At 72.1% G+C, this 23642-nt stretch carries 23 protein-coding genes, 1 tRNA gene, 1 pseudogene and 1 riboswitch; of the genes and pseudogenes, 10 read left to right on the plus strand and 15 right to left on the minus strand.

Annotation, left to right across the window (positions count from 1 at the left end; genetic code table 11):
- Positions 1-238: 238 nt before the first annotated feature.
- From IEZ01_RS14015 to ligD, 5 genes are all read right to left on the minus strand, one after another.
- Complete coding sequence (locus tag IEZ01_RS14015) at positions 239-490, minus strand: hypothetical protein (protein ID WP_189201932.1); 252 nt, start codon at positions 488-490, stop codon at positions 239-241.
- A gap of 168 nt (positions 491-658) precedes the next feature.
- Positions 659-907 carry a zinc-ribbon domain-containing protein gene (locus IEZ01_RS14020; RefSeq protein ID WP_019889441.1) on the minus strand — a complete coding sequence of 83 codons (249 nt, stop codon included), beginning with the start codon at positions 905-907 and terminating at the stop codon, positions 659-661.
- Positions 904-3012 (minus strand): HEAT repeat domain-containing protein, encoded by a 2109-nt coding sequence (locus IEZ01_RS14025; RefSeq protein ID WP_019889443.1) that lies wholly within the window; start codon positions 3010-3012, stop codon positions 904-906. Before IEZ01_RS14025 ends, IEZ01_RS14020 begins: the two co-directional genes overlap by 4 nt.
- A gap of 109 nt (positions 3013-3121) precedes the next feature.
- Positions 3122-4057 (minus strand): ATP-dependent DNA ligase, encoded by a 936-nt coding sequence (locus IEZ01_RS14030; RefSeq protein ID WP_189201934.1) that lies wholly within the window; start codon positions 4055-4057, stop codon positions 3122-3124.
- A 37-nt stretch (positions 4058-4094) separates the two neighbouring features.
- Entirely contained in the window at positions 4095-4979 is an 885-nt protein-coding gene (gene ligD, locus IEZ01_RS14035) for a non-homologous end-joining DNA ligase (protein ID WP_019889445.1), read from the minus strand.
- Positions 4980-5039: 60 nt separating this feature from the next.
- Between ligD and ku the strand changes: the two genes are divergently transcribed.
- The 4 genes from ku to IEZ01_RS14055 all read left to right on the plus strand — a co-directional run bounded on the left by ku (position 5040) and on the right by IEZ01_RS14055 (position 8336).
- Positions 5040-6113 (plus strand): non-homologous end joining protein Ku, encoded by a 1074-nt coding sequence (gene ku, locus IEZ01_RS14040; RefSeq protein WP_019889446.1) that lies wholly within the window; start codon positions 5040-5042, stop codon positions 6111-6113.
- Between the two features lie 90 nt (positions 6114-6203).
- Complete coding sequence (locus tag IEZ01_RS14045; RefSeq protein WP_189201936.1) at positions 6204-6989, plus strand: thioesterase II family protein; 786 nt, start codon at positions 6204-6206, stop codon at positions 6987-6989.
- Positions 6990-7134: 145 nt separating this feature from the next.
- The gene (locus tag IEZ01_RS14050) at positions 7135-7644 is read left to right on the plus strand and encodes an RNA polymerase sigma factor (RefSeq protein WP_019889448.1); all 510 of its coding nucleotides are present in this window, start codon (positions 7135-7137) and stop codon (positions 7642-7644) included.
- Complete coding sequence (locus IEZ01_RS14055; RefSeq protein WP_229832942.1) at positions 7641-8336, plus strand: hypothetical protein; 696 nt, start codon at positions 7641-7643, stop codon at positions 8334-8336. The genes IEZ01_RS14050 and IEZ01_RS14055 overlap by 4 nt, the downstream gene beginning before the upstream one ends.
- Before the next feature lie 76 nt (positions 8337-8412).
- Here the strand turns inward: IEZ01_RS14055 and IEZ01_RS14060 are convergent, their stop codons facing one another.
- From IEZ01_RS14060 to IEZ01_RS14105, 10 genes and pseudogenes are all read right to left on the minus strand, one after another.
- Positions 8413-9057 (minus strand): hypothetical protein, encoded by a 645-nt coding sequence (locus tag IEZ01_RS14060; protein ID WP_189201938.1) that lies wholly within the window; start codon positions 9055-9057, stop codon positions 8413-8415.
- Positions 9057-9545, minus strand: a complete 489-nt coding sequence (locus IEZ01_RS14065; protein WP_019889451.1) for a zinc metalloprotease — start codon at positions 9543-9545, stop codon at positions 9057-9059. The genes IEZ01_RS14060 and IEZ01_RS14065 overlap by 1 nt, the downstream gene beginning before the upstream one ends.
- Before the next feature lie 358 nt (positions 9546-9903).
- Positions 9904-10464: a DUF7676 family protein gene (locus IEZ01_RS14070; RefSeq protein ID WP_019889452.1), complete on the minus strand. Its 561-nt coding sequence runs from the start codon at positions 10462-10464 to the stop codon at positions 9904-9906.
- Positions 10461-11072 carry a (2Fe-2S)-binding protein gene (locus tag IEZ01_RS14075; protein WP_229832943.1) on the minus strand — a complete coding sequence of 204 codons (612 nt, stop codon included), beginning with the start codon at positions 11070-11072 and terminating at the stop codon, positions 10461-10463. The genes IEZ01_RS14070 and IEZ01_RS14075 overlap by 4 nt, the downstream gene beginning before the upstream one ends.
- A gap of 131 nt (positions 11073-11203) precedes the next feature.
- Complete coding sequence (locus IEZ01_RS14080) at positions 11204-12268, minus strand: ABC transporter ATP-binding protein (RefSeq protein WP_189201942.1); 1065 nt, start codon at positions 12266-12268, stop codon at positions 11204-11206.
- Entirely contained in the window at positions 12265-13356 is a 1092-nt protein-coding gene (locus IEZ01_RS14085) for a FecCD family ABC transporter permease (protein ID WP_229832944.1), read from the minus strand. The genes IEZ01_RS14080 and IEZ01_RS14085 overlap by 4 nt, the downstream gene beginning before the upstream one ends.
- Before the next feature lie 8 nt (positions 13357-13364).
- Entirely contained in the window at positions 13365-14582 is a 1218-nt protein-coding gene (locus IEZ01_RS14090) for an ABC transporter substrate-binding protein (RefSeq protein WP_189202024.1), read from the minus strand.
- Positions 14583-14831: 249 nt separating this feature from the next.
- Positions 14832-15018, minus strand: a riboswitch (cobalamin riboswitch).
- Positions 15019-15085: 67 nt separating this feature from the next.
- A pseudogene (locus IEZ01_RS14095) lies at positions 15086-15474 on the minus strand (5-methyltetrahydropteroyltriglutamate--homocysteine S-methyltransferase); the annotation flags it as partial.
- A gap of 283 nt (positions 15475-15757) precedes the next feature.
- Positions 15758-16063: a hypothetical protein gene (locus IEZ01_RS14100; protein WP_189201944.1), complete on the minus strand. Its 306-nt coding sequence runs from the start codon at positions 16061-16063 to the stop codon at positions 15758-15760.
- Between the two features lie 181 nt (positions 16064-16244).
- Positions 16245-16316: transfer RNA gene (locus tag IEZ01_RS14105), tRNA-Arg, on the minus strand.
- A 110-nt stretch (positions 16317-16426) separates the two neighbouring features.
- On the opposite strand from IEZ01_RS14105, the gene IEZ01_RS14110 reads away from it, so the two are divergent.
- From IEZ01_RS14110 to thrB, 6 genes are all read left to right on the plus strand, one after another.
- Positions 16427-16930 (plus strand): response regulator, encoded by a 504-nt coding sequence (locus IEZ01_RS14110; protein WP_189201946.1) that lies wholly within the window; start codon positions 16427-16429, stop codon positions 16928-16930.
- Positions 16931-17003: 73 nt separating this feature from the next.
- Positions 17004-18212: an ArgS-related anticodon-binding protein NrtL gene (gene nrtL / locus IEZ01_RS14115; protein ID WP_189201948.1), complete on the plus strand. Its 1209-nt coding sequence runs from the start codon at positions 17004-17006 to the stop codon at positions 18210-18212.
- Positions 18213-18224: 12 nt separating this feature from the next.
- A complete protein-coding gene (lysA, locus tag IEZ01_RS14120) occupies positions 18225-19616 on the plus strand; it encodes a diaminopimelate decarboxylase (protein ID WP_019889486.1) in 1392 nt (463 codons plus the stop codon).
- Between the two features lie 95 nt (positions 19617-19711).
- On the plus strand, positions 19712-21004 hold the full coding sequence (locus IEZ01_RS14125) for a homoserine dehydrogenase (RefSeq protein ID WP_019889487.1): 1293 nt from the start codon (positions 19712-19714) through the stop codon (positions 21002-21004).
- 6 nt (positions 21005-21010) lie between these two features.
- Positions 21011-22081, plus strand: coding sequence for a threonine synthase (thrC, locus tag IEZ01_RS14130; RefSeq protein WP_189201950.1), 1071 nt, complete (start codon positions 21011-21013; stop codon positions 22079-22081).
- A gap of 280 nt (positions 22082-22361) precedes the next feature.
- Positions 22362-23279: a homoserine kinase gene (gene thrB / locus IEZ01_RS14135; protein WP_019889489.1), complete on the plus strand. Its 918-nt coding sequence runs from the start codon at positions 22362-22364 to the stop codon at positions 23277-23279.
- The last annotated feature ends 363 nt before the right edge of the window (positions 23280-23642 follow it).

Consider the following 23642-nt stretch of genomic DNA (forward strand, 5'->3'; position numbering starts at 1 on the left):
TCTCTCGGGTCTCTCGGGAGCCGGAGCTCCGGGCGGTCGGCCGCCCCGTAAACCTTATGCGGAGGTAAGTTCTCTTTGTCCAGTTGATAAACCGTGCGGACACGGAACGTGGCCACCAGGCCGTCCGCCCGGCCGGGCGGAGTCGTGGCGCGCGCCCGGCACCACTGTGTACCAGCCCCGCCGACCGGCCCCGCGGCCGCCCCCGCGACCGGTGAACCGGGCGGCCGGGGCTGGTGGGTCAGGACTCGGAGCGGCCGCGGCGCAGCGTCGCGAAGCCGATGCCGGCCGCGCCGACGGCGGCCACGGATCCGCCCGCCACCAGCAGCGTCGAGTGGTCCCGCGCGGTGGAGAAACCCTCCGCCGCCGACCCGGCGGCGGGGGAGAGGGACGGGGACGGGGGCGCGGCGAAGGCGGCGGTGGCCGGGACCGCCAGCGCTCCGACGACGGCGGCGGTCAGGGCGGCGGCGCGAAGACGGGCGTAACTGCTCACGGGGTGGTCCTTGGTACGTCAGATGCTTCGATGACGCCTCCGACGCTAGGCCGCCTCCATTGCGGCTCCGTAACAGTGCCCCGTACGCGAGCGCGCGAAGCTGTCACCACCTCGCACGGGTTCTGTCCGGGTTCTGTCACGAGGCGGTACGGCGCCAGGAGCCCGGCCTCACCGCGCCCCGTGGGCCGCCCGCTCCTGGAGCGCCCGGCCCTGCGCCGCCGCGAGCCGCTCCTCGTACCCGCAGAACGCGCACTGCGTCGCGTACGTCGTCGAGAACGGGAACAGCGGCACGAAGAACAGCGTGAACTTCGTGACCCGCTTCCTGAGCGCGTGCGCGGCCGGATTGCCGCACCGTGCGCAGACCAGCGTCAGCATCGCGAGCTGGTACACGTACACCTTGGTGCCGAAGATGATCATCCGTGCGTTTCCGCTTCGCCGACCGCCACGTTCTCGATCTTCTCCAGCGCCGTACGGCAGAGCGCGAGCAGCTTCTCGTCCTGCGGGATGTCATGGCTGCCCGAGCCGCCCTCCACCACGTTGTGCCGGCACGGCCGGGCCAGCTCCGCCCGGAGCACCGGCTCCGCCTCAAGGGCCGCCGGACCCATCTCCGCCAGGCACTCGGCGATCGCCACGCGCGCGTAGCGGTTGTCCCGCCAGGCCGCCAGGAGCACCGGCAGGGCCTCACCGGCCTCGCCGGTCACCCGCCACAGCGCCGCCGCGCTCTCCACCCGCAGCCACAGATCGAGGTCCGTCAGGCAGCCCCGCAGCGCCGGTGCGGCCGGCGCGGCCGCCGGGCCGATCGCCCCCAGCGCCCGGGCCGCCGAGCGCCGCTCCCCGGGGTTACGCGCCCGCAGCCAGGTGTCCAGCGTCGGCAGGACCGCCCTCGCGTCCCGCTCGACCGCCCACAGGGCCCGCGCGGCGGCCGTGGCGACCGTCGCCGACTCGCTGCCAAGCAGCCGCCGCAGATCCCCGACCGCCTCACGGGCCGCGGGCCCGAACGCGGTCAGGGCGCGCAGCGCCGATTCGAGCACCCAGTCCCGGCGGTACGGCGGCGCCCCGCGCACCACCCGCAGCACCTCCGGCAGCGCCTCCGTCGCCCCGACCGTCGCCAGGCCCAGCAGCAGAGGCGCCGCACGGTCGTACAGCTGGTCGTCCAGCTCCACCTCCGCCAACCGCTGCCGCAGCACCGGCCCGAGCGGCGCGGCCGCCGCCCCCAGTTGGCTGATCGTGTACGTCAGCTGATCCGGGATGTCGCCGCGCTCCAGCGCCTCGCCGAGCACCGGGACCGCGCGCGCGTCACCGCAGCGGGCCAGCGCGAGCAGCGCGCGGCCGAGCGCGATCCGCCCGTCCAGACGCTCCTGAAGCCAGGGCGTCGGCTCCAGCGCCACCCGCGCCGCCAGCGCGTCCGCGGCCGGCCTGGCCAGCTCGAACAGGCCCTCCAGCCAGCTGGCGGCCGCCTCCCGCAGCCGGGGCTCGGGGTCCGACAGCTGCTCGCCGACCAGCCGCACCACCTCGGCGTACGCGCCCCGCCAGCCGTGCACCAGACCGTTGCACATCCACACCGCGTCCGCCCGCTCCTGCCAGTCGGGGCTGCGCAGCTGGGCGGTGACCAGCGCGATCCGGTCCTCGACCCGGTCGCCGAGCGCCGAGTGCAGGGTCCGCAGCAGCTCGTCGGTCCACGGCGTCCCGCGGCCGGCGGACTGCTCCTCTCGGCGCTCCCGCAGCTGCCCCACGAGCGTGGCGGAACGCGTCACGGACCCCTCCGCGAGCGGGTTCGCCGGTGGCTCGTTCCGTACCTCCTCCAGGAGGCCGGTCACCCGCGCCACGATGTCGGTCGGCAGCCGGGCCGGGGCGCAACGGGCCAGCTGGGCCAGGGCCGCGAGCCGCAGCCCCGGCGACTGCGCCGCGCCGGAGAGCCAGCCGAGCCAGTCGACGGTCTCCTCGCGCAGCGAGGCGTGGCGTAGCGCGATCCGGCCCACGGCCTGCACCAGAGCGAGCCGGACGGGCGTGTCGCGCTCGACGGTGAGCCGCTCGCGCAGCAGATCGAGGACGCGCGCGGGCTCCCCGTGCAGCGACGCCAGCGCACACGGCGCGGCCAGCCGCACCTCCTGGTCCGGATCGCCGAGCAGCTCGATGAACGCGTCGGCGCCCGCGGCGACCGCGGCCGCCGCCATCGCGTAGTTCGCCGCGTCCTCGAACTCCTCGTCCTCCGGGTCGAGTCCGTCCAGCTCGTCGTCGTCCGCCAGGTCGATCCCGCCGATGCTGGTGAGCAACTCCACGATGCCGCCCCGGTCCTGGACCTGCGGATCCACCACCAGCTCCAGCAGGAACGGAATGCAGGCCAGCGTGCAGTCGTACACATCACCCTGGTGGTGCACGGCCCCGTACATGCCGTCCAGCGCGATCTCGCGCTCGGCCGCGTCGTCGGACGCCAGCCCCCGGAGCATGCCCGGCACGTCGTCGGCCGGCCCGTAGGCATGCCTCATGGAAGTCCAGTCGACCTCCTCGATCCCCGTCAACATGCCCCGCCTCCCCGTTGAACACCGAACTTGGGGGCAAGTGTGCACCACCACGACGACAAGCAGGACCCGGCAATCGGACGCGGTTGGAGAGCCCTCTTTGCGCCACTCCTCAGCCGTCCGCACCCTTGTCCGGAACCAGCCCCTCCTCATCGCCCTCCGCCGCGTCCCGCAGCCGCAGCACGGTGATCAGGGAGTGGCGCGTGGTGCCCTGTGCGACCTCCGCCATGAGCCGGGGCGGTACGCGGCGGTACTCGACCTCGCCGAGCCCCGGCGCCATCGCCGTCCCCGTACCGGGGACGGGCTCCGGCAGCGCCGCGCCCGCCTGGCCGCGCAGCGGCGGGGCGAGCGGGCTGGAGACGACCGGCGTGTCGTCGTCCGGCAGCACCAGCGCCAGCGCCGCCGGCCGGGACCGCGCCCCGGTGAACCCGACCACCATCGCGTCCCGGGTGTCCGTGTGCCGCAATTTGCGCCACGCGCGCGTGCCGGCCTTGTACGGCTGGTCCAGCCGCTTGATCACCAACCCCTCGACGCCGATCTCCGGCAGGGTCTCGTACCAGACGGCCGCCAGCTGCGGATCGGTCGTCATCGGCACCGGCTGCAGCGGCGGCCCCAGCGCCCCGAGCACGGCGACGAGCCGCTCACGCCGCCGCTCGTAGCGCACCGGCCGCAGGTCGCGGCCGTCCTCCGCCAGCAGGTCGAAGGCCGCGTACGAGGCGGGCAGCCGCACCGCCAGGGTCCGGGCCCGCACCGGCGTGGCGGCCGCCCGGCCCTGCACGGCGGCGAAGTCCGTCCGGCCACCGGTCCAGACGACCACCTCGCCGTCGAGGACCGTACCGGCCGGGAGCTGCCGCGCCGCGTCGACCAGATCGGGGAATGCGGCGGTGATGATCCGCCCCGACCGGGCCTGGAGCACGACGTCCCCGGCGTCCCGGAAGATCACCATCCGGTGGCCGTCGAACTTCGGCTCGTACGCCAGCCCCGCCCCGCGCGGCAGCGCGCCCACCGACTCGGCGAGCGCGACCCGCACGGGCGGCCGCAGGCTCATGGCAGTGACCTCATGGGGCTCATAGGGCTCGTGGCACTCATGGCAGGGACCCGGCGCCGCGGGTGTCGAAGAGCGGAGCGAGCAGATCCCCGTACATCCCCACCCGTGGCGCGACGTCCTCCAGCAGGAACACCAGCTGGCCGGGATCGGTGCAGGCCTCCACCTCCTCCCAGGTCACCGGCGTGGAGACGGCCGGGGTGCGGCGGGCGCGGAGCGTGTAGGGGGTGGCGGTGGTCTTCGCCGCCGCGTTCTGGCTGTGGTCGACGAAGACCTTGCCCGGGCGCAGCTTTTTGGCCATCCGGTGGACGACCAGCGAGGGAAGCTCCGCCTCCGCCTCGACGGCCAGTCGCCTCGCGTACGCGGACACCTCCTCCGACGGCGTCGGCACCAGCGGAACCAGCAGATGCAGCCCCTTCGCGCCGGACGTCTTCACGTACGCCACCAGCCCGTCCTCGGCCAGCCGCTCCCGCAGCCGCAGCGCCACCCGGCAGCACTCCACGACGGTGGCGGGCGAGCCCGGATCCAGGTCGAAGACGAGCCGGTCCGCCACGGCCGGGGCGTCGGAGCGCCACTGCGGGGTGTGGAACTCCACGACCAGATTGGCGGCCCACATCAGCGACGGGAGGTCCTGGATCACGACCTGGCGTGCCGAAGGGTCGTCGGACCGGGGCACGGGGGCGGTCATCACCCAGTCGGGTGTGCCGGGCGGCGGGTTCTTGGTGAAGAAGAGCTGCCCGTCGGGCCCGTCCGGATAGCGCAGAAACGAGACGGGCCGCAGGTGCAGATGGGGGAGGAGGACACCCGCGGTGATGGCGTAATAGTGCAGCAGTTCGCCCTTGGTGGTGCCGGTCGCGGGGTACAGCACCTTGTCCAGATTGCTGAGCGGGAGGCGCCGCCCCTCCACCTCTGTGATGGGCGTCATACGATGAGAATCCCACATCTTCGGGCATGGCCCATCAAAGCCGGGTGAAAGGAATGAAGCATGCGATCCATCTGGAACGGTGCGATTTCCTTCGGGCTGGTCAGCATCCCGATCAAGCTGGTGAACGCGACCGAGAGCCGGTCGGTGTCGTTCCGGCAGATCCACACGGAGGACGGCGGCCGCATCCGCTACCGCAAGGTCTGCGAACTCGAAGGCGAGGAGGTCCCCGCCGCCGAGATCGGCAAGGCGTACGAGGAGGCGGACGGGACCATGATCCCGATCACCGACGAGGACCTCGCCGCGCTGCCCCTGCCGACCGCCAAGACGATCGAGATCGTGGCGTTCGTCCCGGCCGGTGAGATCGACCCGCTCCAGATGGACGCCGCGTACTACCTCGCGGCGAACGGCGTCCCGGCTGCCAAGCCGTACACCCTGCTGCGCGAGGCGCTCAAGCGCAGCGACAAGGTCGCCATCGCCAAGTTCGCGCTCCGCGGCCGCGAACGGCTGGGCATGCTGCGGGTCGTCGACGAGGTGATCGCCATGCACGGCCTGCTGTGGCCCGACGAGATCCGCGCCCCCGAAGGCGTCGCCCCGGAGACCCGGGTGACCGTACGGGACGCCGAACTCGACCTCGCCGACGCCCTGATGGACACCCTCGGCGACGTCGACCTCGACTCCCTGCACGACGACTACCGCGAGGCCGTCGAGGCGATGATCGCCGCGAAGGCGGAGGGCGGCGGCGCGGTCACCCCGGAGGCCCCGGAGGAGGCGGAACCGGGCGGCAAGGTGATCGACCTGATGGCGGCCCTGGAAAGCAGCGTGCGCGCGGCCAAGGAGGCCCGCGGCGAGGGCGAGGGCGAGGTCGCCGAGGTCACCCCGCTCCCGTCCCGCAAGCGGACGGCCGCGGCCGTCCCGAAGGAGACGGGCGGCAAGAAGTCGACGGCGAAGACCGCGGCGAAGAAGACGGCGCCGGCACGCAAGACGACCGCGAAGACGGCGGCGAAGAAGACGGCGTCGTCGTCGAAGTCCACGGCCAAGTCGACGGCCAGGTCGACCTCTTCGGAGAAGGGGAAGAAGGCGGCGGCCAAGAAGACGACCGCGAAGAAGTCCTCGCCGCGCAAACGCTCCGCGTAGGGTGCGGGGAGGGCGGGAGAGCGGACCGTACGCGCGGCAACGGCCCGCATGACGGGGCTACGGACCGTACATTCGGCAAGGGGGGCGCAGTTGAACGCGAAGGCTCACGGGAACACCGTCAACGGGAGGGCGAACGCGGGTACGTGGATACGCCAGTTCCACCCCGCCCCGGACGCCAAGCTCCGGCTCGTCTGCTTCCCGCACGCGGGCGGTGCGGCCGGCACGTACCAGCCGCTCTCCGCCGCGCTCCCGGCCGGCCTCGCGGCGCTCGCCGTGCAGTACCCCGGCCGCCAGGACCGTCTCGGCGAACCCTGCCTCGAGACGATCGCCGCGCTCGCGGACGAGGCCGCGGCCGCCCTCGACCTCTACACGGCGGAGCCCTACGCCCTCTTCGGCCACAGCATGGGCGCCCTGGTCGCCTTCGAGACCGCCCGCCGCCTCCAGAGCAAGGGCCTGCCCCCGGCCGCGCTGTTTGTCTCGGGCCGCCAGGGCCCCGCCCAGCCCCAGCTCCCCGACGGACTGCCGCCCCTGACCGAGCTGGACGACACGTGGGTCGTCGCCGAGGTCCGCCGCCTGGGCGGCGCCGGCAGTGTCCTGCTGGACCACCCGGAGATCCGCGAGCTGGCCCTGCCTTCCCTGCGCGCCGACTTCCGCGCGGTCTACACGTACGTCCACAGCCCCACCCCGCGCCTGACCTGCCCGGTGATCGCCCTCACCGGCGACCGCGACCCGCGCGTCACCGGCCCCGGCGCGCGGGCCTGGGAGGCCGAGACCATGGGCCCCTTCAGCCTGCACGTCCTGGAGGGCGGCCACTTCTATCTGGACGCCCACATCCCGCGCATCGCCGAACTCATCACGGCCTCCCTGCCGATGTGACCAGCTCCCGCAGGGAGGTTCTCATCGTCGCGTGATTCCCGCTCGGCCTCCCCGGCAAGGTGCGGCGGCAGATGCGGATTTGAGGTCCTCCAGCTTTTCTCCGACAGGCTGTAAGGATCTGCCCCGCGCATGACATATACGGGGTGTGGAGAACAACCAGACCGTGAGCGAGTCGGGCCGCGGCACGCGGTTCACCGAGCTGTACACGCGGGAGTACCCCCGGGTGCACGCCTTCGTCCACCGCAGAGCGGGGGACCGGGGCGCGGCCGAGGAGGTCACCGCGGAGGTGTTCCGGATCGCGTGGGAGCACGTGCTCGGGGGCGGGGAGGCGACGCCCGGATGGCTGTTCGTCACGGCCAGGAACGTGCTGGGCAACCACTACCGGGCCACCGCGCGGCTGACCGAGCTGCACCGGCGGATCGGTGAGGAACTGGACCGGGCGCCCGCGTCCGCCGAGGACTCCGCGGTCCTGGACACGCTCGACCGGCTGGCGGACCAGCACCGGGAGGTGCTGCTGCTCAGCTACTGGGACGGCCTCGGCGCGGCGGAGATCGGCCGTCTGCTCGGCTGCGGCGCCCCGGCCGTCTGGGTCCGTCTGCACCGGGCGCGCAAGGCGTTCCGTGAGCTCTACACCTCGTCCCGGGAGTCGGTATGAAGCGTCCGAAGAACTCTGTTACGTCCGCCATGTCCGCGAAGCGGGTGGAGTCGCTGATCCGGCACGCCGATCCGCTGCCCCCCGGCGCGGCGGAGGCGGGTCTGTCCCCGCGTGCCGTGGCGGAGCTGGGCGCCCTGGTCGGCGGCGCCCGGCCCCCGGCGGGGACGGTGGCGCGGCCCCGGCGCCGGCGCGGTGTGCTGATCGCGGCGGTGGCCTGCGGGGCGGCCGCGGCGGTGGCCGCGATCGCCGTGTTCGCGGCGGGCGGCCCGGACGGCCCCGGGCCGGGCGGCGGGCTCGTCGCCGACGAACCCCACTACCCCTCGACGGCCGAACTGGAAGGTGCGGCCGACCTCATCGTGCGGGCGAAGCTGGGTGCCGGTACGGAGCGGACCACCGACGACATCACCTCGACGGTGGCCCCCGCCGAGGTGCTGGCGACGGCGAAGGGCACGGTGCCGGGCGGGCAGGTCACCGTCTCGTACACCCCGCCCGGCTCGGGCCCCGAGACCGCCGCGCTCGAGGCCGGCCGGGAGTACGTCTTCCTGCTGGAACACCAGGACGACGGCCGGTACACCCTCGTGAACACCGCGCAGGGCGCCTACGGGGTCAGCGGCGGCAAGGCCGTGCCCTCCGAAGGCAACGAGGTGGCGCTGAGCCCGGCCGCCTTGAAGGCTCTCCGGCTGACCGGCTGACCGGCTGACACGTGGAGGGGGTGCCGCCCACCGGGCGACACCCCTTCTGTTCACCTGACCTTGCGGCCGGCGCCGCCTACTTCATGCGGGCCGTACGGTCCTTGAGACGGCCGACCGTCCCCGCGTCCTCGAAGCCACCGCCGGTGGCGGGGCGGAGCTTGCCGCCCTTGTCGACGGTGTAGAGGGCTTGCTCGGGGTTGAGCAGGTCGTACGGCGAGGAGCCGTGGTCGGCGAGCATCAGCACGTACTCGGTGCCGTTCTTCGCCAGGGTGGTGGTGTGCTTCTCCTTGTAGGTGGTCTTGCCCAGCGTGCCACCGAGCTGGCTCACCTCGACGGTGTCGCCCGGCTTCACGTCACCGGCGAGCACCTCGGAGACCTTGACCTTGGAGACGGTGATGATCACCGGCTCGACCTCGGCGGCCTCCTCCTTGCTGAGACCGGCCTGCGGGTTCGTCAGCGGGTCACCCTCGGTGGAGACCTCCGGCATCAGCTCCTTCACGGTGGAGCTGACGACGGTGCCCTTCACGATGGTGTCGGCCTTCTTGACCACCGCGTCGAGCGAGTCGTAGACGGGGTAGTCGGCCTCGTAGGCGATGACCTCGGGGGCACCGGCGGAGGCCTTGCCCTCGGTCCGGTCGCCGCCGCCCGTGGAGCAGCCGGCGGCGGTCAGGACGGCGAGCAGGGCGGATCCGCCGACGACGGCATGGCGCAGATTCATCATCAGTAGATCCTCTTGACCTCGGAGACGTCGTACGCCTGCGGCTTCTGCACGGTGGCCCGGTTGCGGCTGTGCTTCATCAGGGACGCCTTGCGGGTCCCCGGGTTGTCGTCGAGGCTCAGAGCGTGCCCCAGCTCGTGGGTGGTGGTGCTGCGCGACCACTCGGTCATCTTGGAGCCGGCGTCCCGGGACAGGGTCCGGGCATTGACCTTGATCTTGAACACGCGGTTGACCGGCCGCCAGCCGGACGGGGAGTAGAGCCCGTACCAGCTCTCGTTGTAGCGACCGGCGGTGAAGGTGGCCTTGGCGTTGGACTTGCGCCCGATGCTGACGCCGGCACCGGCGTTGTTCCAGTTCTTCCGCCCGGTGTCGAGGAACCCGACCCAGGTGTCGTTGATCCCCACGGCCTTGACGTTGAACTTGGGGCTGGGCATGCCGCCGTCGTAGTAGTCGGCGTTCGCGGTGCTCGCCCCGCCGAGCCCGACGGCCACGGCGAAAGCGGTAACGGATGCGATCCGTGCTGTGGTGCGCGTATGACTACGCCTCAATGGAAGTCCCCCTGTTGAGCCCGCGCGGGCTGCCCCGTCGCGTGCTTCAGCCATCGGGGCCGACCAGGGGGAAAGGCGCCCGACGTGCGGAAACAGGCATAGGAAAGCCCAGGAACCCCCGGGATGACCCCCGCACCGCAGCACCGGACCAGTCGGCTTCATCCCCCGTGGATCGGCCTTCGGTCGGTCATGAACCTAACAACGCTGATGCGAAGTCGCAACGTGTATCCGTACACAAGTTCGCTCGGCTGAAAGGGGTTTGACGGCGCGCCCGAGCCGCGTAGGAAGCCAAGCCGTGAGGTCAGCCGCTGTGCCGGAACCCCTTGCCCGTGCGGTCCAGGGGGTCGGGGGAGAGGCCGAGGAAGCGGTCGCGGAGGGCGTCCCACGCGGCGAGGCGGGTGAAGTCGGGGGTGTCGAGGATTTCCTGGCGGTCGGTGAGGAAGGGGTTGGGCAGCAGGACGGTCATCATCTGCTCGTCGCGGCCGTTGAACAGGCGGGCTCCCCAGCTGACGGGGGCGCCGTCGGAGCCGATGGAGCGATAGAGCTCGGCACGGGAGCAGCGGCGGATGCGGCCGAGTTCGGGGCCCGAGGCGGTGTGCTCGCCGATGCAGAGGTGGAAGTGCCAGGCGCCGAAGTCGACGGTGGCGTAGCCGTCGTTCATGGTGATGGCGGTGGGGGCGCCCGGTGCGCCGACCTCCCAGGCGGCGCCTTCGATGATGGGACCGAAGTGGATGTGCTGCCAGTGGTCGGTGAAGACGGTGGTGACGAGGTCGAGGAGGGTGGTCTCGTCGACCGGGAGGGGCCAGACGTGCTGGGTGCCGCCGCCGGGGGTCTCGACGACGGTCGGCTCGGTGGTGGTCATGAGGTCTTCTCCTTGGTGTTGAGGACGCAGTCGCCGCAGGTGCCCGCGCCGGGCACGCGGTAGTACAGGCAGCAGCTGCGGCGCTGGAAGGCGAGCGGCCTGGTGTGAGTGGCGCGGTACGTGCCGGCGCCCGCCAGCGGAGGCTGGTCCAGCAGCGCGCGGACGAGAGGTACGACGGGGAACGGAGTGTGCGGCTCCCTGGCGAGCAGGACGCGGTGGGCCCCGATCAGCGCCGAGGCGGCGTTGCCGCGGAGAACGTGCGGGGACACGCCGGACACACGCCGTACGGCGGCGGCCAAAGGCGTCAGGTTCTGGACGACGACGGTGTGGTGCAGGGCCGGGTGCGGTTCCCGGTCCACCATCCTCAGGTCGGGGAGCCACAGGTCGAGAGGGCCGGAGGCGGGCAGGCGCCACCACAGCCGGTCCGGCCGCAGATCGGGCACTTGGCCCGTGAGCGTGGCGCAGGCCAGGGCGATCGACCAGAGCCGCGAGGCGGTGCCCAGGTGCAGGGTGGACGCGGCCACCCTCGGCTGGTCGGTGCCCAGCCGCCCGGAGACGGCCCGTACGCACTCCTCCAGCGCGGCCGGGTCGGTGTACAGGTCGGTCATCGGCCGGAAGCCTCCCCCAGAGCCTTCGACCTGGGAGGTACCCCCATCCTCGGGACGGGGGCCTGTCGCCACCGCGAAGTAGGGGCCGATCGCGGAGACCCGCGTCAGCACGTCGGAGGTGAGGGCCACGGTCACCATGTCCGTACCGCCCGGGTCAGCTCGTGGAAGCTGTGGACGACCGCCCCGCCCGGACCGGTGAGGGTGAACCGGTCTCCTCCGTTCCAGGTCACCTGCCTGTCGGCGGTCGGGTCGCCCGGGCCCGCGACGGTCAGCCCTTCGCGGGCGAGGGCGCGTTCGAGGAGCGGGAGCACATCGGCCGGCGCGTCCACCGCCACGGCGGCGCGTGCCGTGCGGCGCAGTCCGAAGGTGCCGGACACCGGGTCGAAGGCCAGGTGATCGGCGTCGAAGGCGTCGGCGACCGCGCCGCTGCGGATCAGGTCCTCCGGCGCCCCGGCATGGACGTGGCGGTCGCGGTCGACGAGCCAGACGGCGTCGGCCACCCGCAGGGCCAGCTCCAGGTCGTGCGTGCTGACCACCACGGTCAGGCCCTTGTCCCGGGCGAGGTCACGCAGCAGCACCGTGAGCGCCACCCGTGAGGGAACGTCGAGGAAGGCGGTCGGCTCGTCCAGGAGGACGACCTCGGGCTCCTGGGCGAGGGCGCGCGCGGTCAGCACGCGCTGGCGTTCGCCGTCCGAGAGCTCGGCGGCCGGCCGGTCCGCCAGGTGTCCCGCGCCCACCGCCTTCAGCGACCACTCGACGACCGCGTGGTCGGCGTCCGTGAGGCGGCCGGTGAAACCGGTGTGCGGGTGGCGGCCGAGCCCGGCCAGTTCCCGTACGGACAGCAGCCCGGGGTCCACCCGATCGGTCAGGACGACAGCCAGCCGGCGGGCGAGCGCGGTCGGCGACGTCCGGGCCAGGTCGGCCCCGCCGATCCGTACCCGGCCTTCAAGCGACGGCAGAAGCCCGCACAGGGTCCGCAGCAGCGTGGACTTGCCCGCTCCGTTGGGCCCGAGCAGTACGGTCAGCTCGCCGGCCCGCGCTTCCAGGTCGAGCCCGGACAGTACGGCCCGGTTCGCTCCGCGCCCGCGCGCCGACCGGGTGCGGTAGCCGACGGCGAGCCCTTCGGTGGCGAGACCCTCGGGGCGGTCCTGTCGGTCGGCCGTGTCCGTGGCGGGTTCGGTCATGGTGTCGGTCACGAGGCCACTCCTTGTACGCCGCGACGGCTGCGGATCAGGAACACGATGACGACGGGAGCGCCGAACAGCGACGTGATGGCGTTGAGGGGCAGCACCGAATCCGTACCCGGCGGCTGGCTCAGCAGCGCGCACGCCAGCGCGAGGAACGCCCCGGCGAGCATGGACGCGGGGATCAGCGCCCGGTGGTCGGAGGTCCCCAGCGCCACCCGCGTCAGGTGCGGGACGGCCAGGCCGAGGAAGGCGATGGGCCCGCAGAACGCGGTCGCCGCGCCCGCGAGGAGCGCGGTGCCGAGCAGCGCCAGATCGCGGCTGCGCCGCACGTTCAGGCCCATGGTGCGGGCGTAGTCCTCGCCGAGCAGCAGGGCGTTGAGGCGTTTTGCGGTCAGCAGCGCGGTGAGCAGGCCGGCGCCGATGACGGGCAGCATGACGTGGAGGTCGGGCCAGGTCGTGGCGCTGAAGTTGCCCAGGCTCCACATGACGAACTGCTGGGCGCGTTCGGGCCGGGAGTAGACGAGCATCACGCCGACCACCGCGGTGGCCGCCGAGCCGATCATGACACCGATCACGAGCAGCGTGACGGCCGACTTCACCCACCGCGACAGGAGCAGGACGAGGGCCAGTACGGCGGCGGCGCCGATCGAGGCGGCCAGGACGACGCCCACCCGCCCCAGCCCGGCCAGGTCCCCGGTGAAGCTTCCGGCGACCCCGCCGGTGCCGACGACCACGGCGGCGACGCCCATGCTGGCGCCGGAGCTCACTCCGAGGGAGAACGGGTCGGCCAGCGCGTTGCGGAACAGGGTCTGCATCTGTACGCCGGCCACGGCGAGGGCGGCGCCGACGGTGGTGGCGGTCAGCGCGCGCGGCAGCCTGACCTGTTCGACGATCACGGTCCAGCGCGGGTCCTCGGCGGCGGAGCCGAACAGGACCCGTACCACCTCCGCGACCGGCACCGGATGGGAGCCGGTCGCGATGGTGAGGACGAACAGCGCGGCGGTACCGGCCGCGAGGGCGAGGACGACGGCGAGCCGCCGCCGCCCCGGCGGCACCTTCGGCGCGGTGTCCGGGGCGGCGGCCGGCATGGTTGCCATGTGCGTCGTCACGCCTTCGGCACCGGCTGGTAGAAGGTGAAGGTGTGGCCCTTGGCCTGGTCCGGGTGGATCAGCGCGAACAGGTCGGCGAGGACCAGGTCCGGGCGCAGTACGCCGCGCTCGTAGTAGTCGTTGCCGCCGCCGGGGCCGAGCGCCTTGTGGTTCGTCCAGACGGCGCCGCCGGAGAGGGCCTTCAGCTGCCCGTACCGGCTGTCGGCCTTCACGGCGTCGGCGGTGGACTTCCACTGCTGGTCGGCGATCCAGACCGGGGCTTCGCCGCCCTTGGCGTACACGGCCTCGAAGTTCAGCTGGAGGTTGCCCGTGCCCGCCTCGCCGGCCCAGGGGTAGGTGCCGCCCGCGTCCTTGATCAGCCGCCCGGCGTAGCTGCCGCCGGCGGGCATGTTCCAGGTGCCCTGGTACATCGTGCCGGGCAGGACCTCGACGGGCTTGCCCGCCTTGACCGCCTGCGCGCCCTTCTCGGCAACCTTCCGGTAGTCGCCCTCGATCGTGTCGAACACCTCGCCCGCGCGCTTCTCCGCCCCGGTCAGCGCGGCCATCGCCTTGACCCACTCGGCGCGGCCGAGCGGACTGGGCTCCAGCCACTCGGCGTTGGCGACCACGGCGATGCCCGCCTGGCGCAGCTTGGGGTACTGAGGGTCGTCGGTGCCCTGCGTCATCAGTACGTCCGGCTTGGCACCGATGACCGTCTCGGCGTTGAGGGTGTGGTCCTTGGCGTACTCGGTGACCTTTCCGGCCTTCACCCGGTCGAGCACCTCGGCGGAGGAGATGGCCGTGGCGCTGGCGACCCCGGTCAGGACGTCCAGGGTGCCGGTCTCGGTCAGCAGCGGAAGGTGGGTGGTGGAGGCGGAGTACAGGCTCTTGACGGGGACGGTGACCGCTTGCGCCGACGCCAGCTCACCGGTCAGCTTCGGCTTCGGCGCACCGCACTTGACCAGCACGTACGACTCGGGCTTTCCCTTGGGGAAGGGCTCCTTGACGGTGAGGACCTGGTAGCTCTTCTCGTACCGGAGCGTGAAGTTCTTGGCGTGCTTCACCGTCGACTTGACCGGGAAGTAGTCCTTGGCCGGGTCGAAGTTCTTGATGCAACCCTCTCCGGCGGCCCGGGCGTCGGCATCGGCGGGCCGGCTGGAGTCGCCGCCGCACGCGGTGAGCGTGAGGGCGGCGGCGAGGAGCGCCGCCGCGGCGGCCCGACGGCGGCCGGGCATGACTGATCGTACGGACAAGGTGACTCCTGGTGGCGTGCGTGGGCAGTGCGCACCGGCATGGCGGCGCGCACGATGCGGCGTACGGGAAGGAACCCGCTGAGGGAGAAGGTCGTCAGACCCTGGGAGAACGGGCCCGAGCGTCAAGCCGGGCAGGCCGACTCCGAAGAGCCACCGGCAGCCCCGAGGCTGCCACCACACATGTGCGGGCACACGAGTGCCACCGCCTCTCCTGGGGAAATCCGCCCCGTACATCGAGGTGCGACGGCGTGAGTCTCCTGACTCGGGATCAACGCTTCTCCGGCCTTCCCACCCCGATGGGGCGGTGGCCATGGACGGAGTCGCTCCCCCTACACAGTGGCGGTACCGTGCCGGAATCTCACCGGCTTCCTCGTTCCGCCGTCGCTTGTCGGACGGAAGCATCGCAGAACCGGCCACAGCCCCGCCAGACCCAGACCTGTGCGACCCGCCACAGGGGGCGTGGCCGGCCGCGCGGGTGTGATGGATCAGGAGACGGACAGCTCGTCGCGGACCGTGCGGGCGGCGGCGAGGTTCTCCAGGGAGGCCTGGGTCTCCAGCCACCCGCGGGTCTTCGGGCCGCAGCTTGGTGGATCCACCGCCGCTCGGCCGGAATGGCCTCAAGTCCCTTGCGGAGCCGGGCCGTAGCCTCCTCCACGGCAGGAACGCGCGGGGAGTGGATGTCCCACACACCGGGGACGGCCTCGCGCGGGTAGCCGTGGTCGGCGACCGCATGGGCGACCTGCACGTGGGAGCGGGCGGCTTCCAAGCTGATGACGTCGGCGTCGAGACCGTCGATGGCCTGGACGATGTCGCCGAACTCGGCGTAGCACATGTGCGTGTGGATCTGGATGTCCGGCTGCACGCCGCTCGTGGCCGGGCGGGTTCGAACCAGCTGCACGCACCACCCTACGGGGCAGCCCGCTGCGCGGCGGCTCTTGTCCAGATACGCAGCTCCGGAACGCGCGAACGACAAAGGGCGGGAGTCGGTGACACCGACTCCCGCCCTCTCGTCCGTAGGGGCAGTTCAGCCCTTGCCGTCCAGTGACTTCTGGACGGCCGGAAGGTATGCCCCGATGAACTGGGTGAGGTTGACGCGCCGTTGAGGCAGGTCCTTCGTCACGGAGACTGGCCTGGCACGGCGCGCCTCTCGTACGGGGTCAGTTCGTGCACCCTGCCGCCTTCTTGGCCGCCGGGAAGTAGGCGGTCATGAACCGGGCCATCTCGCCGCGGCGCTTGGCGACGTCTTCGGTCGCCGTCGGCGGGAACACCTGGGCGACGAAGCGGCGTGCTTCACCCCGGTACGTGCAGGAGGCGACGGCGATCACCGTCGCGTCGCCGACGCGTCCGTCGTCACCGACCCCGATCCGGTCGGAGTTGACGAGCAGCCCCGCGTGGACCTTCATCGGGTCTGATTCCACGCCGATCACGTCGCCCTTCACCGTGAGGACCTGCTTCTTGTCCACGGTGATCGCGCACCGGGGCCGGCCGGGCGCCGAAGCGTACGACGACTGTTCCACCTTGTCGCCACCCGGCAGGACCAGTGATAGACAACGACAAAGAGCCGGACCCAGTGGGACTGGGTCCGGCTCTTGAAGTCTGGCACTTCCGCAGATCAGCGGGTTGAACACGCTGTTCCGGCTTCTGTGCCCCCGGCAGGATTCGAACCTGCGCACACGGCTCCGGAGGCCGTTGCTCTATCCCCTGAGCTACGGGGGCGTCCGCCGCGTTCGGCGGCGACGGGTAGAACCCTACCAGCTCCCGGCCCATGGCTGTGAACAGGTATTTCGGCCGGGCGGGCGCAGGTGCGTCCCCCGCTCGGGGTGGAAGTGGGCAAAACCCGGACGCAGCCCCTGCCGCCGACCTACTCTCGAGGAGTGTCAGGCGTGTCCGGGCGGGTGCTCGTTGTCGACGACAACAGGGTCATCCGGCAGTTGATCAGGGTCAATCTCGAGCTGGAGGGCTTCGAGGTCGTGACCGCGGCCGACGGTGTCGAGTGTCTGGACGTCGTGCGCCAGGTCCGCCCCGACGTCGTCACGCTCGATGTCGTCATGCCCCGGCTCGACGGGCTCCGGACCGCCGCGCAGCTGCGGTCCGATCCGCTGACCAGCCACGTGCCCGTCGCGATCATCAGCGCCTGCACGGAGTACGAAGTGGAGACCGGGATCGCCGCCGGAGTCGACGCGTTCCTCGCCAAGCCCTTCGAGCCCGCCGAGCTCGTCCGGGTCGTCCGGCAGCTGATGCGGCCGCGCGGCGGGGGAGAGGAGCGGGACGAGCCGCCGTCGCTCGACGGCAGGCACGGAGCCGGGCGGGCCGGGAGCACCCGAGGCTGAGGGTATGGCGGCTCCTGCCCGCATCGCGAAACCGGTTCGCATTCATCCCCCCCTCCTCCCATACGCTTGTCTCGTGACCCCCGCGGACCTCTCCCTCACCGTGCTGCGCGCCGTGCGCCGTGCGGTCGACGAGGGTGCGCTGCGGGTGGCGCTGCCCGAGCGGGTTGTCGTCGAGCGGCCCCGGCCCGGCGGGCGGGGGGACTACGCCACCAACGCCGCCCTGCGCCTGGCCCGCGACGCCCACCTCCCGCCCCTCGAAGTCGCCCAGATCCTCATGGACCGGCTGCGCGACACCCCCGGCATCCGCACGGTCGAGATCACCGGGCCCGGGTTCCTGAACCTCACCCTCGACGCCGCCGGGGACGCCGGTCTCGTACGCCGCGTGCTCACCGCCGGGACCGCCTACGGGCACGGCGGCTCGATGGCAGGGCAGGTCTTCCAGTACCACCACCGCCCCGAGGTACGGGCCGCCGTCGTCGCCGACACCGTGCGCCGGCTCCAGGTGGCCCAGGGCGCCTCCGTACGGACCAGCTGCGATCACGTCGACCCCGACTGGGCCCGCCTCGGCGTCACCGTCGGAGCCGAGGGGCGGCCCCCCGTCGAGCTCGCCGAGCTCCGCGCGCGGCCCGCCGGGCACACCGCCGACGTACTGCTGCGCCGCTTCGGGGCCGACGCGACCCGCTGGGCCCTGCTTCGGGCCGCCGCGCAGGACCGGCCGCAGCTCGACGACACCCTGCTCCTGCAGACCGAGGCCAATCCCCTCTTCCGCGTCCGGTACGCATACGCCCGCAGCCGCGCCCTGCTGCGCGGCGCCGCCCAGCTCGGCTTCGGCAGCGACCCGGCCCCGACCGCCGCGCCCGCCCATACCGCCGCGCTCGGCACCCAGCCGGCCGACGTGCCCGCCCGACCCGCCGCGCTCGGCACCCACCCCGTCGACGCGCCCGCCCATACCGACGGGCTCGGCACCCACCCCGCCGACGCCCCCGCCCTCACCGCGGCGCTCGGCACCCACCCCGCCGACGCCCCCGCCCTCACCGCCGCCCTCGGCGACCACCCCGTCGTCCTCGAATCGGCCGCCCGCCTCCGCGCCCCCGACCGGGTCGCCCGGCATCTCGAAGTCATCGCCGATGCCCTGCTCGCCTTCCAGCACACCGTGCTGCCGCTCGGTGACGAGAAACCCTCGGCCGCCCACCGCGCCCGGCTCGCGCTCGCCGAAGCCGCCGGGACGGTGCTCGCCGGCGGCCTCACCCTGCTCGGCATCAGCGCACCCGAACAGATCTGAAAGAGCGACGACATGAGCCGTTCCGCACACCCCGCCGGGCCCCGCCACGCAGACGTCCTGCCCGAGGGGCACTACTCGGCGCCGCCCGCGGACCTCAACCTTCTCGACCCCAAGGTGTGGTCGCAGACCGTCGGACGGGCCGAGGACGGACAGGTCACCGTCGGCGGCATCCCGGTCGGCACCCTTGCCGAGGAGTTCGGCACCCCCGCCTACTTCCTCGACGAGGCCGACTTCCGCGCCCGCTGCCGCGCCTGGGCCGACGCCTTCGGCAAGGAGGCCGACGTCTTCTACGCCGGAAAGGCGTTCCTCTCCCGGGCCGTCGTCCGCTGGCTCAAGGAGGAGGGGCTCAACCTCGACGTCTGCTCCGGCGGCGAGCTGACCACCGCCCTCGCCGCCGGCATGCCCGCCGACCGCATCGCCTTCCACGGCAACAACAAGTCCGAGCAGGAGATCCGGCGGGCCGTCGAGGCCGGCGTCGGGCGGATCGTCCTCGACTCCTTCCAGGAGATCGTCCGCGTCGCCCACATCGCCCAGTCCCTCGGCACGCGCCAGCGCGTCCAGATCCGGATCACGGTCGGTGTCGAGGCGCACACCCACGAGTTCATCGCGACCGCCCACGAGGACCAGAAGTTCGGCATCGCGCTGGCCGGCGGGCAGGCCGCCGAGGCCGTACGCCGGGCCCTCAAGCTCGACGGCCTCGAGCTCATCGGCATCCACTCCCACATCGGGTCCCAGATCTTCGACACCTCCGGGTTCGAGGTGGCCGCCCACCGGGTCGTCGGACTGCTCAAGCAGATCCGCGACGAGCACGGCGTCGAGCTGCCCGAGATCGACCTCGGCGGCGGCCTCGGCATCGCGTACACCTCCGACGACGACCCCCGTGAGCCGCACGAGATCGCCAAGGCGCTCTTCGAGATCGTCACCCGCGAATGCGAGGCCGCCGGACTCCGTACGCCCCGGATCTCCGTCGAGCCGGGCCGCGCCATCGTCGGCCCCACCGCCTTCACCCTCTACGAGGTCGGCACGGTCAAGCCGCTGGAAGGGCTGCGGACGTACGTGAGCGTCGACGGCGGCATGTCGGACAACATCCGCACCGCGCTGTACGACGCCGAGTACACCGTCACCCTCGTCTCGCGCACCTCCGACGCGCCGCCCATGCTCTCCCGAGTCGTCGGCAAGCACTGCGAGAGCGGCGACATCGTGGTCAAGGACGCGTTCCTCCCCGCCGACCTGGCCCCCGGCGACCTGATCGCCGTACCCGCCACCGGCGCCTACTGCCGCTCCATGGCGAGCAACTACAACCACGCTCTTCGCCCGCCCGTCGTCGCCGTCAAGGACGGCGAGGCGCGCGTGATCGTCCGGCGCGAGACGGAGGAAGATCTCCTGCGTCTCGATGTCGGCTGATGAAATAGATGTCTCAGGATCCGGACGGGGGATAGAAACCGCCGTCCGGTGAGTGAGACTGGTCCATACCGTAGAAGTACGAGAAGTGAGGTCGGATGATGCGTACGCGTCCGCTGAAGGTGGCGCTGCTGGGCTGTGGAGTGGTCGGCTCAGAGGTGGCGCGCATCATGACGACGCACGCCGACGACCTCGCCGCGCGCATCGGCGCCCCGGTGGAGCTCGCCGGCGTCGCCGTCCGCCGCCCGTCCAAGGTGCGTGAGGGCATCCCCGCGGAGCTGATCACCACCGACGCGACCGCGCTGGTCAAACGCGGGGACATCGACGTCGTCGTCGAGGTCATCGGCGGCATCGAGCCGGCCCGTACGCTGATCACCACCGCCTTCGAGCACGGCGCCTCGGTCGTCTCGGCCAACAAGGCCCTGCTCGCCGAGGACGGTGCCACGCTCTACGCCGCAGCCGAGGAGCACGGCCGGGACCTCTACTTCGAGGCCGCCGTCGCCGGCGCCATCCCGCTGATCCGCCCGCTGCGCGAATCCCTCGCCGGCGACAAGATCAACCGCGTGATGGGCATCGTCAACGGCACCACCAACTTCATCCTCGACGCGATGGACACCTCCGGCGCCGGCTACTCCGAGGCGCTGGACGAGGCCACCGCCCTCGGGTACGCCGAGGCCGACCCCACCGCCGACGTCGAGGGCTTCGACGCCGCAGCCAAGGCCGCCATCCTGGCCGGGATCGCCTTCCACACGCGCGTACGCCTCGACGACGTCTACCGCGAGGGCATGACCGAGGTCACCTCCGCCGACTTCGCCTCCGCCAAGCGCATGGGCTGCACCATCAAGCTGCTCGCGATCTGCGAGCGGGCCGCCGACGGCGAGTCCGTCACCGCGCGCGTGCACCCCGCGATGATCCCGCTGAGCCACCCGCTCGCCTCCGTCCGCGAGGCCTACAACGCGGTCTTCGTCGAGGCCGAGGCCGCCGGGCAGCTCATGTTCTACGGCCCCGGCGCCGGCGGTTCGCCGACCGCGTCGGCCGTACTCGGCGACCTGGTCGCCGTGTGCCGCAACAAGCTCAACGAGGCCACCGGCCCCGGTGAGTCCGCGTACACCCAGCTGCCCGTGAGCCCCATGGGCGACGTGGTGACGCGGTACCACATCAGCCTCGACGTGGCCGACAAGCCGGGCGTCCTCGCCCAGGTCGCGACGGTCTTCGCCGAGCACGGGGTGTCGATCGACACCGTCCGCCAGCAGGGAAAGGACGGCGAGGCATCGCTCGTCGTCGTCACCCACCGCGCGCCCGACGCCGCCCTCTCCGGGACCGTCGAGGCGCTGCGCAAGCTCGACACCGTGCGCGGTGTCGCCAGCATCATGCGTGTTGAAGGGGAGTAAGGACCCATGACCAGCAAGGGCACCCACCAGTGGCGCGGCATCATCGAGGAGTACCGGGACCGCCTTCCGGTCACGGACACGACGCCGGTCGTCACGCTCCGTGAGGGTGGCACTCCGCTCGTCCCCGCTCAGGTCCTCTCCGAGCGCACGGGCTGCGAGGTGCATCTCAAGGTGGAGGGCGCCAACCCCACCGGCTCCTTCAAGGACCGCGGCATGACCATGGCCATCACCAAGGCCAAGGAGGAGGGCGCGCAGGCCGTCATCTGCGCCTCCACCGGCAACACCTCGGCGTCGGCCGCCGCCTACGCCGTACGCGCCGGCATGGTCTCCGCCGTCCTCGTGCCGCAGGGCAAGATCGCGCTCGGCAAGATGGGTCAGGCACTGGTCCACGGCGCCAAGATCCTCCAGGTCGACGGCAATTTCGACGACTGTCTGACGCTGGCCCGCGCGCTCTCCGAGAACTACCCGGTGGCGCTGGTCAATTCGGTCAACCCGGTCCGTATCGAGGGCCAGAAGACCGCCGCGTTCGAGATCGTCGACGCCCTCGGCGACGCGCCCGACATCCACGTCCTGCCCGTCGGCAACGCCGGCAACATCACGGCGTACTGGAAGGGCTACCGCGAGTACGCGGCGGACGCGATGTCCACGCACACCCCGCGCATGTGGGGCTTCCAGGCCTCCGGTTCCGCGCCGATCGTGCGCGGCGAGGTGGTCAAGGACCCGTCGACCATCGCCACCGCGATCCGGATCGGCAACCCCGCCTCCTGGGACTACGCGCTCGCCGCCCGGGACGAGTCGGGCGGCTTCATCGACGAGGTGACGGACCGCCAGATCCTGGCCGCCTACCGGCTGTTGGCCGCGCAGGAGGGCGTCTTCGTGGAGCCCGCCTCCGCCGCGTCGGTGGCCGGTCTGCTCAAGGCCGCCGCCGAGGGCAAGGTCGACCCCGGCCAGAAGATCGTCTGCACTGTCACCGGCAACGGACTCAAGGACCCTGACTGGGCCGTCGCCGGCGCCCCCCAGCCGGTGACCGTGCCGGTCGACGCGGCCACCGCGGCCGAGCGTCTCGGTCTCGCCTAGCCCCCGACCCCGTACGAGGTCGGGCACCGTGCGACGCCCCGCGCCGAAACTCGCACAGGAACGTACATAGGTGCACAGGATGGCTCGCGACACGCATCGTGCGCCTCCTGTGCGCCCTATGTCGCCACAGAACCTTCCTTCGATAGGCTGTACTTAACCCGCCCCGCCGCATATGCCGCGGTGTTGCCGCCGTTGTCGCCAGATGTGGTCGGCACGGCCCCCGGGTCTTCGTACTTCCTCCAGAAAACCCGTAGTCAAAGCCAAGGAGAGTCATCGAGCGATGGCCGGTCCAGCGTTCCGCGCCGCCGCCGTACGGGTGCGCGTTCCCGCCACCAGTGCCAACCTCGGCCCGGGCTTCGACGCCCTCGGCCTGTCGTTGGGGCTGTACGACGACGTCGTCGTCCGGGTCGCCGACTCCGGGCTGCACATCGACATCGCCGGCGAGGGTGCCGAGACGCTCCCCCGCGACGAGAAGCACCTGCTCGTACGCTCCCTGCGCACTGCCTTCGACCTGCTCGGCGGGCAGCCGCGCGGCCTCGAGGTCGTCTGCGCCAACCGCATCCCGCACGGCCGCGGCCTCGGCTCCTCGTCGGCCGCCATCTGCGCCGGCATCGTCGCCGCACGCGCGGTGACGATAGGCGGCGACGCCAAGCTCGACGACGCGGCCCTGCTCGAGCTCGCCACCGAGATCGAGGGCCACCCCGACAACGTCGCCGCCTGTCTGCTCGGCGGCTTCACCCTCGCCTGGACCGAGAGCGGCGCGGCCAAGGCGATCAGGATGGAACCCGCGAATTCCATCGTTCCGGTGGTTTTCGTCCCCGGAAAGCCGGTGCTCACCGAGACCGCCCGCGGCCTGCTGCCGCGCACCGTTCCGCACGTCGACGCGGCCGTGAACGCGGGCCGCGCGGCCCTGCTCGTCGAGGCGATGACCAGGCGCCCCGAACTGCTGCTCGCGGCCACCGAGGACCGGCTGCACCAGGAGTACCGGGGCCCCGCGATGCCGCAGAGCCTCGACCTGGTGAACCGACTGCGTGCGGACGGTGTCCCCGCGGTCATCTCCGGTGCGGGCCCCACGGTGCTCGCGCTGGTCGAGGACGGCGCGGCCGACAAGGTCGCGCTCCTGGCGGGCGAGGGCTGGGCGGCCAACCGCCTGGCGCTCGACGGTTCCGGCGCGAGTGTTCTGCCGCTCGCTCCGTAACGCGCAGTGACACGAGATTGCCGGTGATGGAGAGGGGGAATGTTTGATGGAGCCGGTAGTGTTAACCTCAAGTCTGCACCCGACGTCGTTGTGGCGCGGTGCTGAGTGTCCCTATCCGGGACCGCCATTCTTCCGGGAGCCTCCCCAAACTGCCTGAGCAGCCTGCCTGAGCAGTTTCGAGCACGCTCCGGAACCGGCACGACACCCCTCGCTTTCCCCAGGAGCGGGCCGAGCACAGGGGGCCTCGGGCCGGACCCACAGCACACTTTTCTCTCCGCCGTACCCGGCGGGACCACCGCCCCGACCGGCTCACAAGCCAAGAGCCGTAGTCGGACAGCACAACCGGTCGCCGAGCCAGATGGC

Origin of the sequence: Streptomyces purpureus, from assembly GCF_014648195.1 — a bacterium.
GTDB lineage: Bacteria > Actinomycetota > Actinomycetes > Streptomycetales > Streptomycetaceae > Streptomyces > Streptomyces purpureus.